We start from the raw sequence: 14,123 nt of genomic DNA, 5'->3' as shown, positions 1-14,123 counted from the left end.
TTGCGCAAAAATCCGTCTTTCGTTTTTGGTCGTGTATAAGGAAGTGCTGGTTGAATATCCTGTTCAAATAAGAATTTCGTAATAGCTGGTGTTTTGTAAGCAGCATCAGCCGCAACAGCAAGTGGTTTTTTCACTTTTTCCATGATCTTTTCAACAAGAGGTTGTAGCATATGACTATCGTGAACATTACCAGGTGTTACAAGCGTTCCAAGTATAAATCCATAACGATCCGCAGCAGCATGGAAAGAATACGCAAACTGCTTTGTTCGTTCATCTTTCACGTAGTAACCACTCTCTGGATCGGTTGTGCTTTCTTTGATTTCCTTCATTTCTTCTTTTTCAAACTTCTCTGGAGGGAACGGCTTTTTTCCATGACTCACACGGTCTTGATTGAGTTCTTCTTGTAACTTCGCTTCATATGCACGAGTTTCTTTGCGGACCATCTTCTTTTCGAATTTGCGTTTATTCGCACTCGCCTTCACATGAGTAGAATCAACGAAAACATGGTCCGGACTCAACAAGCCTTTATCCGTAATTTCTTTGAGAATTCGATAGAAAATCTGTTCAAAGATATCTGTGTCCTGAAAACGACGGACATAGTTTTTCCCGAAAGTTGAAAAGTGAGGTACTTCTGTATGGAAGCCAAATCCTAAAAACCAACGATAGGCCATATTCGTCTCAATTTCCTTTATAGTTTGACGCATCGAACGAATCCCAAATACATATTGAACAAAAGTCATTTTAATTAAAACGACCGGGTCAATACTTGGTCTACCTAATGTAGAATACAACGGTTCTACTAGTGGATAGATGAAAGAAAAATCAATGGCCGCTTCGAGCTTTCTTACAAGATGGTCATGTGGTACAAGTTGGTCAATCGTAATCATCTCAATTTGATCGCGTTCATAATTTTGATTTTTAGTCATCATATCTATCACCTCTAGCAGTTTTCGTTTTACCTTTAGAAATCTCTTGAGTTTATTGTAAAAGAAAAAAGACTGTAGGCAAACTCGAAATTTATCGAGTTTGTCTACAGTCTGAAGCCATATCATAGATATGACTTTTATCTCTATTTTTACTTATTTTTAAGTAGTGAAAAAACATTTGTATCATATGGTACTCCATTTTGATACATATAATGTTTTAATACTCCTTCTTTTTGAAACCCTATTTTAGTTAACAATTTATTTGAAGCCTGATTTTCAACAAAAACAATTGCACCAAGGCGCTCCAAACCGAGTTCTTCGAAACTAAATGAAATAACCTTTTCAACAACTTCACTTCCGTATCCTTTGCCCCATGCATCGGGGAAAAGTGCATAACTTATGTTTGCTCTTTTATGTTCGTGGGACCAATCTTGTATACCAATAGTGCCGATAATGGTTCCTGTTTCTTTTGACTCAATTCCCCACTTAATTCCACTCTTACTTTCAAAACTATTTGAGAAATTTTGAATTATTTGTTTTACTTGTTCAATACTTTTTAATGGTTGTTGACCATAAAATCGCAATACTTCATCATTTGAAAAACAATTTAAAATAATTGATGCATCTTCTTCTACTAATTCTCTTAGGACTAAACGTTCAGTTTCAATTACAGGAAACATTTCCTCACTCCTTTTACTTTAAACTCCCTTTTAAGAGTTGTACTTTTTCGAATATCCTACCATTTTTTTGAATAAAGATTTTTTTTAATTATACTACAAATAGAAAAATTTTCCTTTGTTTTTTTTTAAAGCCACAAACTTTACGAAAAGAGCCTTTGAAAAAAAAGCGACTGCTCTTGTTTAGCAATCGCCATCTTTTTGAAATCTCGGTAGATTTTTGTGGATTACAACGATAAGAAATATGCAAGTTTATACCTTAACTAAAATTATTCAATCAAAAAATTGTTCGTATGTATTGTTCATTCTTTAAATTCTCAATATGATGCAATTCAATTTCTTCAATATTAATCTTTCGTTTTTTTAATTTCTGGTTATATTCACCTGCCCAAAAACGGATTAATTCAGCTTCTTGCTCTTTTTTTATAGATTGTTTCAAATAATTTAATAAATCATTTAAAAACACGGAACTCCAATTTCCCTCGATGCAGTAAATATGAGGTTTATTGTTATAATCCTCCAAATCATACGGTGGATTGCTCCATTCAAATATATTTAACTGTCCAGAAGCTGATTCGTCTGGTGCGTGTAAAATCATTGCATCGTCAGGCATTGAGTGCCACATCTGTTCTGGTGTATCTTCAGTAATTGGATATAATTTTTTTAATTCTTTTACTGTAATTTCTGCAATCCCAGTACAATCAATTATTGGTAGAGGTTTATTGGCTACAAGTACAGAATATAAAGTCATTGGCTATCTCCTTTTTCTGGGAATAAAGATTTTCTAATTTGTCTATTTTCTTGTTGTTCAACTTTTCTGTGCATCTTGTACAGATATTGAAGATAGACTGATTTCATCAAATGTTGTGTTGTTCTGTGATTCGTTTGGCTGTAACTTTTGAAGAATACTCGCAATCTTAGTATTGTTTTGATAACTAATTAAATCACCATATTTAAAAAATTTTGATGCCCTCGCCTCAAATTCAGCAATCCAATCTCTTTGACCGAATTCATTTGCCTTTGTTTCATATAAACTAAAATCTGGTGAAATTTCCATGCCGTTTGCTCGAATGATATGCCCTGCATTTTGAATCAAATCACGCTTTGCTCGCTCATAATCAAACGTCATTATAGCTACTTCTTTTAAGGATATTTCACCTGCTTCGTATAAAGAGTTCGCAATTTGAACGATCCCGTCAAATGTTGCATTTCGAACATTATATTTTTTCGTGAGTTCTTCATATACATTACTTGTTGGTTCTGCTTTTGTTGGATTTAGTTCTACTTTGGAATCCGCTAAACTTGTTCAAAATTCTCTTTATTTTGTTTAGTTGTCGATATGACATTTGTGATCGAATGACCTAATGCTTGAATTTCCAATTTATTCACCCACTCCATCATGCTATTTTAAAGTGATTGTTGTGTTAAATAAAATTACAACAAATTCCCTTTATAACGTTTTATTATTTAAAGCTCCCTCTTTATATCGGTATACAATAATAAATTTCCATATTTAACCACATTATATATTTGAATAATAATTAAAGATAGGCTATTAAAACATAGTTTTCCGTTAGCATATTGATTTTCTTCGTGAATATAAAAACTTACATGCAGTAGTATAGATCACATTAACGTTATTTAATTTTATAAAACCCTTCACATAATCACTCTATTTCATGGAATAATATTACATTACATATATTTCATATTTTCCACGTACCAACTATGTTGTCTACCGTTTTCCCATCAAAACTTACACCTTGCATTTCCTACTATGTGTAGCAACAACTTAGTTGGTTTGCCAATCTTTTCCTCGACCAACATCCACCAACCCTTGCCCCACCTGCTCCCAACCTACTTTCCAAACTATTAAAACTATTCAAAAAGTACAACTTAGTACGTTCGCCAAACGCTCTTTTTTCTCTCTCTTTTTCCCCCACCTTCTTCCAACCCTTCAAAATCGCAGACAACATAGTTCTTCCATAATTTTAACGCAAAAAAAGTGCCAATCCCTTGTGGTATAAGGAATCTGACACTTTGAACTGACGTTTTTTCAGTTGTTTTTTCCGCTTCTTTTTGCTGTTGCAAAAGGACTTAGTTGTTCGGTGGGTGGACTAAGTTGTGCGTGAACGAACTAAGTTGGGGGTACACAGAATCTGACACTTTCTAATACAATTATTCCGCGAAATAAATGAAGCCGAGCGCTCCCGGACCTGTGTGGGTGCTGATAATTGGTGATGTGAATTTTACTTCGATATCTGTAAAACCAGTTGATTTAATTAACTCCATTAATGGATTTCCTAAGTTCTGTAATCCATCCGCATGAGAAATCCCCACTGCTTTTACCGTTTTTCCTTTTGTATCTTCTGTAAATTGTTCAAAAAGATATTTCACGACTTGCTTGTGGCTTCTTGCTTTTGAGACCGGTGTGTAGGAACCATCATCTAGCGTGGCAATTGGTTTAATATTTAATAAGGAACCGATCATACCCTTTCCTTTCCCAATGCGCCCACCTTTAATTAAGTTTTCTAACGTATCCACGACGACGAATAGACGTGTATTCTTTCTCACTTCGTCTAATCTTGCCACGATTTGTTCTACGGTTGCACCTTCATCTCGCATGCGTATGGCTTCACGCAGCTGAATCGCTAAAGCAACTGCAATATAACGAGAATCAATTACCGTTACATCCGCATCGGCCATTTCCGCTGCTTGTCTGGCAGAATCATATGTACCACTCATGGAGCCAGTCATATGAATCGAAATAACTTGATCTCCGTTTTTACCTAGTTCCTCATATAGCTCTTTAAATTTACCCGGGGAAGGTTGTGAACTTTTCGGTAGTTCCTTTGAGTTTTTCATTAACTCTAAAAATGATACGGGTTCAAGATCTTTTCCATCGACATACGTTTTTCCATCGATTTGAATTGTTAAAGGGACCACTTTTATATCATGTTCCATTAATTCTTCTTTTGTTAAATCACAAGTTGAATCTGTGACAATATGAATTTTTCCCATAGGCCTCTCCTTTTATAGCTTATCCAAATATTAATTGAAATACTGCCCACTGTAAACATGACAAATGTAATTTCAACATGTGAAAATCCTTTACTGCCGTGATTTATCACTGTCTTCATTATAGTGAAACAATGTGACATATGATAGTATTATCCTCATTCCTATTGCAGTATAGTTACATCATTAGGAGTGAATATAATGAAAAATGAACAAGCATTTGACTACAAAAACTGGAAAGAGGAACTATGGAATGCGATTACACACGGCATTGGTCTTCTTTTAAGTATCCCAACATGTATCGTACTTATCTTAATGGGTGTTCAATCTGGCAGTACCGTCGAGATCGTATCTTATTCAATTTTTGGCGCATCGCTCGTCCTTTTATTTGCCATGTCGACTCTACTTCATAGTATGCCCGAAAAATTCAAAAAAGTTTTTTCCATATTAGATCATTCATCTATATATGTTTTAATTGCTGGCACCTATACCCCATTCCTATTAATTGCGATTGATGGCGTATTAGGTATTGTTTTACTCTGTATTATCTGGGCAATAGCGTTATTTGGTATTGTGTTTAAATGTTTATTTATTCATCGCTTTGAAACAGTTTCTTTACTATTATATATTGCCATGGGATGGTTAATTATTTTTGCCATCAAGCCTCTTTATCAATTTTTACAATTTGATGGGTTTACGGTTTTATTAGCAGGTGGCTTGTTATTTACATTCGGTGCCATCTTCTATGCATGGCGAAAGCTTCCGTATAATCATGCGATTTGGCATCTGTTTGTTATTGCGGGTTGTGGATGTATGGTGGCCTGTGTGGCATTTTATTTATAAAAAATAGGGATGGCTAACATTAGCGCATCCCTATTTTTGTGTTGATTCATCTACCCTCACCGTATCAAGGAAGAATTCAACATGTTCCTTCATTTTATTTTCAATTTCACTTGTATCTTTTTGATCAAAACGTAACATATTGTATTCAGCTAACATCGAAAACATTGGATACTGATATTCTGCTGCTAATAGTGATGGACGAAGGGGTTTAATTTTCTTTTGCATAATTAGTATTTCAAATACTATTTCAAGAAAACTTAATGTATTTTTTATGATATCATTTAAAAACAATTCTCTTGCAATCGAATTCCGATAATGTTCAATGTATATTATTCGCCAAAGTTTTTCATTCTTTGGGTGATCGATATGCTCTTTGAAATTTTCAAAGCCTTTTTCAAAAAACTGTTGTATAGTCGAATTCTTTAATATGTCTTCTAACAATTCGGTTGGCGGTAAAGTTTTAGCAAATTCATTCCGGAACAATTCAAAAATCGTTGTAATGATTTCATCTTTATTTTTAAAGTGATTATACAATGAACTTTCCTTAATCCCTACTTCTCTTGTGATTTCCCGAATAGAGACCCCACTATATCCTTTATGTGAAAATAAATCGATTGCTACTTCAAGAATTTTATCCTTTGTTGTATTGATGTTTGTCAATGGATGTTTTCTCTCCTTTTTCCTGTGCCTGCTCATAGTATGGAAGAACTTGTTTGATCATGATTTCATTAAACTTCTCCTCTTCTTCAAAACATGCTAAATGTCCTGACTTAGTTAGAAGAATATAATGTCTATCTGCTGCCTTCACAAATTCATAGTACTGTTCTATTAAATCAGCAAATACAATACGATCATGTTTCCCAGCCAGCAAAAATACAGGGACATTGAGTGTTGGTACTACATTGAAAAAATTTAAGCTAATAAATTCATCCCAAAGATGGGTGGATGAAAAACCAAATCTTTTCATAAAGGTTAGCTTTTCTATTAAAGTAAAATGCGGACTAAGCATATAGTTCATATTTACAAATAACGCATTTTTCTCGAAAGTTACACCATTAAATTTCGTTAACCACTTTCGTTGAATAACCATATCTTCTATTTTACGGTATACTCCGTTAATAGGAAAACCAATGCTTTTAAGTTCCTTTATAGCTTTTGAGTTTTTCTTCTTTTCGGCTGCTTCTAACGCGTATTGGTAGGATCTTTTTTCTTCTGTTCTATGAATTGGTTGGTTTATCCCCACATAAGCATACAGTAATTCTGGATATTTATGTGCAAACAGTAAGCCTAATGCTGCCCCAAAGGAATGACCCATTAGGAAAATTTTGTTTTTATTATATCTTTTTAATAAATATCGTACTAATTCATGGGCATCATTTAATAGTTGATTCATATTCATACTTTCTGGTGCAATTGCTTGGGAAAATGATTTGCCCGCACCTCTTTGATCCCAATTGACGACGAGATAATAATCTTCTAATTCTTTGTTAAACTTTCGTTGGGCGCCAGTTTGTGGACTTCCCGGACCTCCATGAAGAAAAAGTAAGATTGGAAGATCGTCACTTCTTCCACTAATTGTAATCCACTGATTGATTCCACCAAGCGTTAACTTTTCCATTTTTGAAATAGCACCAGAAACTTTATTTCCACTTTTGTCTTTAAACGCTGGCATATAGCCTCCAACCAATTTTTTTAGCATTAGATCATTCTACTCCTTTTATAGGAAGTTTTTTGAATTCCAAACAAACACTAACGTTCGTTCGTTATAAAACCAACATAACAAACTAACACTTGTTAGTCAACTAGAATTTCTTCTGTTTCACATTTAAACCCAATAACTTATGCAGAGGCTTAATGTATTCCGAAAAAAAGGAAAATATCAACCATATGTAAATATACACTTTTATAGTAAAATTATAGAAATATAATTGAGATGAGGGATGGCAAAGGTGAAAAGGATCACCATAATCATTGTACTTGTGGTTATTGCAATAATTGTTTTACTTCTTACGATTCGTTTCGTTAATCAATATTTAATAAAAAATGAAGCAAAAAAACTTGTGGCCAATGGTGGCATTAGCGAATTAGTGGAGCTTGATGTGAATGGCACAAAACAGTTTTTATTAATTGAGGGAAAAGAAAAAAAGAAACCCATTCTCTTATTTTTACACGGTGGTCCAGGTCAACCGTTTCCATTTGGAGTCAGTGCGAGAGGAGCATTTCCTCAAATAACGGAAGATTTCATAGCTGTTTATTATGATCAAAGGGGATCTGGAAAAAGCTATAGCAAGGATATCCCTCTCGAAACTATGAACATTAATCAATTTGTCCAGGATACGGATGTAGTTGTCAATTTTTTACTAGAGAAATTTAAAAGAGATAAGGTTTTCATAGTAGGTATGTCCTGGGGAACGATTATCGGCACTAAATATAGTAGCGTTTATCCTGAAAAAGTCGATACGTATATTGGCATCTCTCAGTTCATTGATAACAAAGAAACACAGAAACGCGCTAATGTATGGTTAACGGAAATAGCCCAAAACCAAGAGGAGCAAAAAATGCTTAACGACCTTAATTCGCTTAATGCTCCCCCTTATACAGGAAAAGAAGACACATTGCTTTCAAACTATATATCAAAATATGGAGGAGATAATTACAGTGACGAAAAGGTGAAGAAAGCCAATATTTTTGGATTATTAAAATGGTCCCTTATTTCTCCGGATTATACTTTAGTCGATCTTAATAAAGCGATGGTGTCGGGCGCATCTTTTAGTCTAAAAGAAGCAAAGGACCTACAAAATGAGATTAATCAAGTAAACTTTTCTGAAGAGATTCACTCATTACAAATGCCTGTCTATATATTTCAGGGTGTGCATGACAAAGTTACAAATTACGAGCTAACAAAGGAATTCATAGATAAACTGGCCGCACCAGCAGGAAAAGAATTAATTCCTCTTTTGGAATCTGCCCATTATCCAAATGATGAAGACTTCAAAGTAATCTACTCCAAGCTAAAAGAAATTTCAGCTAATAAGGGTAGTTAAGTTTTGACACCTTTAAATATTATATAAATGATTGATTTGTAAAGTAAGTGAGCGTGAAGATCTATGAAAGTTTCAATTGAAGAGATTGATAGAGACCAAGAAGAGGAAATCCTGATTCGATGTTATGAAGTGACCCATGAAATACATGAAATTGTAAACACGATTCATATGGATAACCCCATACTACCCGGCTATTTAAATGATACGATTCATCGAGTTAAACTAAGCGATATTTATTATTTTGAGGCAGTAGATGGAAAGGTCTTTTTTTACTGTAAAGATCAAGTTTTTGAAGTGAAACAAAAGCTTTATGAATTGGAAACGATGTGTAGTAAAAAATGTTTTCGTGCATCTAAATCAACTATTATAAACATCGCTAAAATTTCGACTATCTATCCAACGATTAGCGGCAGATTTGAGGCAATTCTTGATAACAGTGAGCGGTTGGTTATATCTAGACAGTATGTACCCGTGCTTAAAGAAAAACTTGGATTATAAGAGGAGAAGCAAAATGGAACTTTCCGTATATTTGAAAAAAGTAGTTCAAAATTTCTTTATTATCTTTGCCTCAATTATATTGACCCTTACGATTTTAAGGCAAATTTATAGCCCAGAGATCCCATTTGATTTACATTCCATTTATATCATTATGATCTTTTCACTAATTGGTGCGTTAACGGGATTTATTTTATATAGTCCCCACACTTTAAGTGAGCAAAAAACTCGAATTCGGTTAATTATTCATTTTTTCGCATTAGAAACGATTTTAATTTTACTTGCAATTAGAATCGGTCTTGTCAATGGTTTATCAGACGTGCTGATTCTTGCGCTTGAAATAGCCGTAATCTACATTGTTGTTCGTTTACTTTCCTGGCACAACGATAAAAAGATCGCAAAAGAAATCAATGAAGGACTAAAATCTTTTAAGGACAAAATGGAAAACGGTTTTTAGTAGTGATCAAAATGCACTTATTCAAGGAATTGACCAGAAAGTATTACACTTTCTGGTCACCTATACTTCTAATGATATAATGTTGCTAAAAATCTGTGCTCCTGCGGTAGTAACAATAAATTGTCACTATCCTCGTCGCAAAGGGAGGCATCCGAAAAATAATTTTCGGATGCCTCCCTTTGCAACTTACCTGCCTATAAATACAACTTATTGATTTACTATATACTTCCTTCCCTGCATTTTTTATACTGAAGCCACAAAACAAGAAGATTTGGAGAGGGGTAAAGATGTTGGGAACATTACTATTTTTTCTAACAATCATTTTTGAAATTGCTTTTGCAACATATTGTATTGTTACGAAACAAAACCATAAAAAGTTTAAAAATTGGATGAGAATTGGCGAGGGGCTAATTTTCTTCATACTTATAATTTCATCCACGATCACTTGGAGTTTTCGTTGGATATTGCCTTTATTGCTATTTATCTTACTTTTCGCAATGGCAATCATTTCACTAATGCGAAATAGAGATGTTCAATACAAAACCTTTCGCATCGTTCGAAACTTCATTGCCACGACATTATTGATTGTATTAGCATTTGCTCCTGTGCTTTTATTCCCTCAATATAAGATAGCAAAAGTAACTGGAGACTATGATATTGCTACAGCTACTTATACTTATGTGGATGAAAATCGAACGGAGGAATTTTCTGATACAGAGCAGAAAAGATTTGTAAATGTACAGTTTTGGTATCCAGAAACGAACAGTGGCTCCTACCCTCTTGTGGTTTTCTCACATGGCGCAAATGGGGTGAAGGCGAGCAATACTTCAACTTTTAAAGAACTGGCTAGCCATGGTTATGTCGTATGTTCAATCGATCATACCTATCATTCTTTTTTCACAGCTTCAAATGATGGATCCATTACTATGGCCAATAAAGACTATTTAAGTGAAATTAGTAATGCCAATAAAGAGGACTTTTACACACGAGAAGAACTGCACGGACTCATTCAAAAATGGATGACTTTACGAACGGATGATATCAATTTTGTGATCGATACGATACGTTCAAAATCAAAGAAAGAGAATGCCCCTGTTTATAAGCTAATAAATACTGACCTCATTGGTGTATTCGGCCATTCAATGGGAGGCGCAGCAAGTGTTGGGATTGGCAGAAAACGAAATGATATAAAAGCAGTTGTGAATATAGATGGACCATTGTTTAGTGAACTGGTATATGATCAAGAGTCCGATAATTTTATATCAAATAACAAGGAATATTCTACACCACTACTGAACATCTATTCTGATGATGTGTGGGAACAACTTGAAAGCAATTCTACTTATGCGGCGAACAACACCATAGAAAAAAGTGGAAAAGAAGTATACTCCGTTCATTTCCAAGGCGCAAAACATTTAAGTTTCACCGATTTATCACTCGTCTCTCCTATCCTTGCAACCGTTTTGCAAGGAGGGAAAGCGTCCATTGATAAATATGAGTGTATAGAAAAAGAGAATGAACTAATTGTGAAATTTTTCGATCATACATTAAAAAATACTGGACCATTCTCATTTGAAAAAACCTATTAATTTATCGCTAACAAAGGAAAAAGAGGAGCTTTTTAAAATTATCAAGACCTAATTTAATAAAAGATAGAAAAATTAAAGGGTTCTACATATTAGATCTGACTAATATGTAGAACTCTTTCTTCTTTTACTAAAGCCCCCCTTAGTTGAAGAAGAAAACGGTTTATGCCACACTCACACCCGATTGTTTAAGTACATTTTTCACAAAGAATGCAAACCAATTTTGTACAACTTTATCTACCTAAAAATATCTGTACTCCTTATGTAAAAATATATCAAAATTTCATGTGAACGAGATAAAGTTGTTATGCAAAATCCTGTTAGTAAATAGAGTTGAGAACTGAAACTCGGATAATGAACCTGTCCCTGTTTTCCCACCGTCCCCTATTGTCTCTCAAAGTATTCGAGGAATTTTTTTATGAGTCGGGTTTGGTTTCGGTTTTTTGAGTAGATACCACCGAATAAGAGGTGAAAATTAAGAGGATGACCAGTTAGAGGTATAGAAATAATTCGCCCACTTTCCAAATATGGATCGTCCATTAACATCAAACTAGATACTATACTAATCCCCACCCCTTCTGATACGGATTTTTTGATTACCTCTGAGTTAGTAGATTTAAAAATAATATTTAATGGGCCAAAATGTTTTTCAAAATCCTCAATCAGATTGTTATAGAAATTTTTTCCGTATATAACGAATGGGTACTCTCGTATATCAATTAACTGAAGTTCTTTACTAAAAGCCAATACAGAATCTTTCGGAACGATCACATGAAATGTTCCTTGAGTTTGAAATGAGTGAAAAGCAATATGTTCAGGAAATGTGTGTTTAACAGTATTAAATAGCGCAATTAAGCCCAAATCTACTTTGTTTTGATTCACTTCTTCTATTACATCTTTATTGTCCATTTCCATAATCGTTACTTTTATTTGTGGGAAATCCTTTTTAAATTTAGCTAGTGCTTTAGGTAAATACGTCATAAATATACTTGGAACTGTGGCAATCTTTAATTCTCCGATATAGGAAGAAGTTAAAGATTGAACCTCTTCTTTTAATTCATCTGCTTTTTTTAATATTTCAAGGACTTTCGCAATAATGTTTTTCCCTTCTTCAGTTGGAATCGTTCCATTTCTTGAGCGTTTAAATAGTTGAACGCCAAATTCCTTTTCTAATAATGAAATCGATTGGCTGATTGCAGATTGTGTTACATGTAGATTTTTGGCAGCAATCGACATGGATTTAGTTTCAATCACTTCTTTTATGTATTCCAACTGTTCGAAATTCATGGTAATCCCCTTTGCATTAGCTAAACTAATATTATTATTAATAATTATAATTATACATAAAAGTTATTTAACTATATAATCATTAAAGTTAAAATTGAGTCATGTAAGAAAGAAGAGAAGAAATAAATGAAAGAGAAAATTTGGACGAAAGATTTTATTTTTGTGTGTTTAAGTAACTTTTTTGTGTCACTAAACTTTTATATTCTAGCGACCGCTTTCCCCTTATATGTAAAAGATATTTTAAATGGGAACGAACAACAGATGGGCTTGGCCATTACGATTTATTCCCTTGGTATTGTTTTGATAAGACCTTTCTCCGGTATATGGGTAGACCGTTTTGGCAGCAAGAAAATGGCTTTAGTAGGTTTAGGCCTTTTTCTAATCGCCTCCTTCTGTTATTTCGGGGCAATGGGCATCGTTGTTTTTCTAGCAATTCGATTTATTCACGGAATGGGCTATGCGCTTGCCTCAACTGCTACTACTACGATTGCCTCGTCGGTTATTCCCATTTCGCGACAAGGTGAAGGAGTCGGTTATTTTAGTATGTTCATGAGTCTTGCGATGGTAATTGGACCAGCATGCGGCCTTTTTTTATGGAAAGACAAGAACATCACAGTTTTGCTTGTAGCTGCCTGTATAATTTCAGCACTTTCCCTCCTATTTGCAGTTGTTTTGCGAGTTTCACAGCAAAAGCAAATTGGCACTGTATTAGATCAGAACACAGTACCAACTGATAAAAAGAGAATGCATTTTAGTGATTTTATCGAACTAAAAGCTTTGCCGATTTCATTACTTGCCTTTTTACTTGCCTTTTCATATAGCTCTTTATCTGGATTTTTAGCTTCTTTTACTGCTGAAATCCATCAAACTCAAATAGCAAGCCTATTTTTCGTTGTGTTTGCCATGATGATTGTTGTATTTCGTCCAATCGTCGGGAAAGCATTTGATAAATATAAAGAACATTATTTGTATTACCCATCTATTTTATTGTTTGGAATTGGTCTATTAATGTTAAGTCAATCTCATTCCGGAAAGATGGTTTTAGTTTCTGGTTTACTAATGGGTATCGGTTATGGGGCATTATTTTCATGTTTTCAAGCACTTACTGTAAAGCTTTCCCCAATCCATCGCAGAGGTATCGCAACAGCAACATTCTTACTGTTTTTCGACTTAGGCTATGGATTAGGATCTTATTTTATGGGACTGATTGCTTCCATCGTAAATTACAGCATGATGTATGCGGTAGCAGGGATCATTACGTTGTTATCAACTACCTTCTATTATCTGTTCCATCATCGTCCACAAGCTAAACGATCCATTCAAAATCAAGATCAAAATACCAATATCATTTAGGGACAAGGGGACAGGTACACTGTCCCCTCACCTAAATATAGATGCTACGTTGCAAGGTTGGATGTCTATTTTTTGCCACACATTTTCCACCACATAAGGTTCAACCTTCAACCAATTGTCTAGCTCATCTTTTGATGGAAATTCCACAACCATCATTGATCCTATCATTTTTCCACCCTCATCGAGAATGGCTGCCCCATATAAATGCTGGCCATCTTTCACTCTTTTTTCTACTGATTTTAAATGCTCATCTCTTGCCATTAATCTCCTATCGATGGCTTGTTCATCAGTACCATCATAAGCTGTAATTATGTATTGCATTAATCCTAGCTCCTTCCACAATATAGATTTATTTTAACTGGAATCGCAACAGATTTGGACAACTTTTTTAAGGTGGTTTAGCCTATCCACGCTTATTCTTCTAAGTAGACATAGAA

The 14,123-nt window shown here is 34.3% G+C and carries 15 protein-coding genes; 6 read left to right on the top strand and 9 right to left on the bottom strand.

Translation table 11 applies throughout. From position 1 onward, the window contains the following. From EK386_RS04730 to EK386_RS04710, 5 genes are all read right to left on the bottom strand, one after another. Positions 1-929, bottom strand: a 929-nt coding sequence (locus EK386_RS04730; protein ID WP_126657872.1) for an IS1182 family transposase, incomplete at its 3' end; no start/stop codon positions are given. 146 nt (positions 930-1,075) lie between these two features. Further along, positions 1,076-1,606, bottom strand: a complete 531-nt coding sequence (locus EK386_RS04725; protein ID WP_126657871.1) for a GNAT family N-acetyltransferase — start codon at positions 1,604-1,606, stop codon at positions 1,076-1,078. Between the two features lie 274 nt (positions 1,607-1,880). After that, positions 1,881-2,354: a hypothetical protein gene (locus tag EK386_RS04720; protein WP_126657870.1), complete on the bottom strand. Its 474-nt coding sequence runs from the start codon at positions 2,352-2,354 to the stop codon at positions 1,881-1,883. A gap of 57 nt (positions 2,355-2,411) precedes the next feature. Next, positions 2,412-2,732 carry a hypothetical protein gene (locus tag EK386_RS04715; RefSeq protein WP_126657869.1) on the bottom strand — a complete coding sequence of 107 codons (321 nt, stop codon included), beginning with the start codon at positions 2,730-2,732 and terminating at the stop codon, positions 2,412-2,414. Between the two features lie 1,049 nt (positions 2,733-3,781). After that, positions 3,782-4,624 (bottom strand): DegV family protein, encoded by an 843-nt coding sequence (locus tag EK386_RS04710; RefSeq protein ID WP_126657868.1) that lies wholly within the window; start codon positions 4,622-4,624, stop codon positions 3,782-3,784. 198 nt (positions 4,625-4,822) lie between these two features. On the opposite strand from EK386_RS04710, the gene trhA reads away from it, so the two are divergent. Then, positions 4,823-5,464, top strand: coding sequence for a PAQR family membrane homeostasis protein TrhA (gene trhA, locus EK386_RS04705; RefSeq protein ID WP_126657867.1), 642 nt, complete (start codon positions 4,823-4,825; stop codon positions 5,462-5,464). Positions 5,465-5,494: 30 nt separating this feature from the next. On the opposite strand, the gene EK386_RS04700 is transcribed toward trhA, so the two are convergent. Both EK386_RS04700 and EK386_RS04695 read right to left on the bottom strand, forming a co-directional pair. Then, positions 5,495-6,124 carry a TetR/AcrR family transcriptional regulator gene (locus EK386_RS04700; RefSeq protein ID WP_158674373.1) on the bottom strand — a complete coding sequence of 210 codons (630 nt, stop codon included), beginning with the start codon at positions 6,122-6,124 and terminating at the stop codon, positions 5,495-5,497. After that, positions 6,096-7,163 (bottom strand): alpha/beta fold hydrolase, encoded by a 1,068-nt coding sequence (locus EK386_RS04695; RefSeq protein ID WP_126657865.1) that lies wholly within the window; start codon positions 7,161-7,163, stop codon positions 6,096-6,098. The genes EK386_RS04700 and EK386_RS04695 overlap by 29 nt, the downstream gene beginning before the upstream one ends. A 241-nt stretch (positions 7,164-7,404) precedes the next feature. Between EK386_RS04695 and EK386_RS04690 the strand changes: the two genes are divergently transcribed. The 4 genes from EK386_RS04690 to EK386_RS04675 all read left to right on the top strand — a co-directional run bounded on the left by EK386_RS04690 (position 7,405) and on the right by EK386_RS04675 (position 11,049). Next, positions 7,405-8,508, top strand: a complete 1,104-nt coding sequence (locus EK386_RS04690) for an alpha/beta hydrolase (protein WP_126657864.1) — start codon at positions 7,405-7,407, stop codon at positions 8,506-8,508. Between the two features lie 63 nt (positions 8,509-8,571). Continuing rightward, a complete protein-coding gene (locus EK386_RS04685) occupies positions 8,572-9,006 on the top strand; it encodes a LytTR family DNA-binding domain-containing protein (RefSeq protein WP_126657863.1) in 435 nt (144 codons plus the stop codon). A gap of 13 nt (positions 9,007-9,019) precedes the next feature. Further along, the gene (locus EK386_RS04680) at positions 9,020-9,460 is read left to right on the top strand and encodes a DUF3021 family protein (RefSeq protein ID WP_158674372.1); all 441 of its coding nucleotides are present in this window, start codon (positions 9,020-9,022) and stop codon (positions 9,458-9,460) included. Between the two features lie 287 nt (positions 9,461-9,747). Beyond that, on the top strand, positions 9,748-11,049 hold the full coding sequence (locus EK386_RS04675) for an alpha/beta hydrolase family protein (RefSeq protein WP_126657861.1): 1,302 nt from the start codon (positions 9,748-9,750) through the stop codon (positions 11,047-11,049). Positions 11,050-11,430: 381 nt separating this feature from the next. On the opposite strand, the gene EK386_RS04670 is transcribed toward EK386_RS04675, so the two are convergent. Then, positions 11,431-12,333, bottom strand: coding sequence for a LysR family transcriptional regulator (locus EK386_RS04670; RefSeq protein WP_126657860.1), 903 nt, complete (start codon positions 12,331-12,333; stop codon positions 11,431-11,433). Positions 12,334-12,459: 126 nt separating this feature from the next. Between EK386_RS04670 and EK386_RS04665 the strand changes: the two genes are divergently transcribed. Beyond that, entirely contained in the window at positions 12,460-13,686 is a 1,227-nt protein-coding gene (locus EK386_RS04665) for an MFS transporter (protein ID WP_126657859.1), read from the top strand. A 27-nt stretch (positions 13,687-13,713) separates the two neighbouring features. Here the strand turns inward: EK386_RS04665 and EK386_RS04660 are convergent, their stop codons facing one another. Then, positions 13,714-14,007, bottom strand: coding sequence for a YciI family protein (locus EK386_RS04660; RefSeq protein ID WP_126657858.1), 294 nt, complete (start codon positions 14,005-14,007; stop codon positions 13,714-13,716). Between the last annotated feature and the right edge of the window lie 116 nt (positions 14,008-14,123).

It is taken from the genome of Lysinibacillus antri, from assembly GCF_003977595.1.
Taxonomy (GTDB): Bacteria; Bacillota; Bacilli; order Bacillales_A; family Planococcaceae; genus Ureibacillus; species Ureibacillus antri.
Note: the sequence above shows the minus strand (reverse complement) of the source record. Positions and strands in the feature narration are given on the sequence as shown.

Excerpts from the sequence above, each read along its gene's own strand:
- EK386_RS04725 (WP_126657871.1), bottom strand. The coding sequence starts at position 1,606 with ATGTTTCCTGTAATTGAAACTGAACGTTTAGTCCTAAGAGAATTAGTA.
- EK386_RS04720 (WP_126657870.1), bottom strand. The coding sequence starts at position 2,354 with ATGACTTTATATTCTGTACTTGTAGCCAATAAACCTCTACCAATAATT.
- EK386_RS04715 (WP_126657869.1), bottom strand. The coding sequence starts at position 2,732 with ATGACGTTTGATTATGAGCGAGCAAAGCGTGATTTGATTCAAAATGCA.
- EK386_RS04710 (WP_126657868.1), bottom strand. The coding sequence starts at position 4,624 with ATGGGAAAAATTCATATTGTCACAGATTCAACTTGTGATTTAACAAAA.
- trhA (WP_126657867.1), top strand. The coding sequence starts at position 4,823 with ATGAAAAATGAACAAGCATTTGACTACAAAAACTGGAAAGAGGAACTA.
- EK386_RS04695 (WP_126657865.1), bottom strand. The coding sequence starts at position 7,163 with ATGCTAAAAAAATTGGTTGGAGGCTATATGCCAGCGTTTAAAGACAAA.
- EK386_RS04690 (WP_126657864.1), top strand. The coding sequence starts at position 7,405 with ATGGCAAAGGTGAAAAGGATCACCATAATCATTGTACTTGTGGTTATT.
- EK386_RS04685 (WP_126657863.1), top strand. The coding sequence starts at position 8,572 with ATGAAAGTTTCAATTGAAGAGATTGATAGAGACCAAGAAGAGGAAATC.
- EK386_RS04680 (WP_158674372.1), top strand. The coding sequence starts at position 9,020 with ATGGAACTTTCCGTATATTTGAAAAAAGTAGTTCAAAATTTCTTTATT.
- EK386_RS04675 (WP_126657861.1), top strand. The coding sequence starts at position 9,748 with ATGTTGGGAACATTACTATTTTTTCTAACAATCATTTTTGAAATTGCT.
- EK386_RS04670 (WP_126657860.1), bottom strand. The coding sequence starts at position 12,333 with ATGAATTTCGAACAGTTGGAATACATAAAAGAAGTGATTGAAACTAAA.
- EK386_RS04665 (WP_126657859.1), top strand. The coding sequence starts at position 12,460 with ATGAAAGAGAAAATTTGGACGAAAGATTTTATTTTTGTGTGTTTAAGT.
- EK386_RS04660 (WP_126657858.1), bottom strand. The coding sequence starts at position 14,007 with ATGCAATACATAATTACAGCTTATGATGGTACTGATGAACAAGCCATC.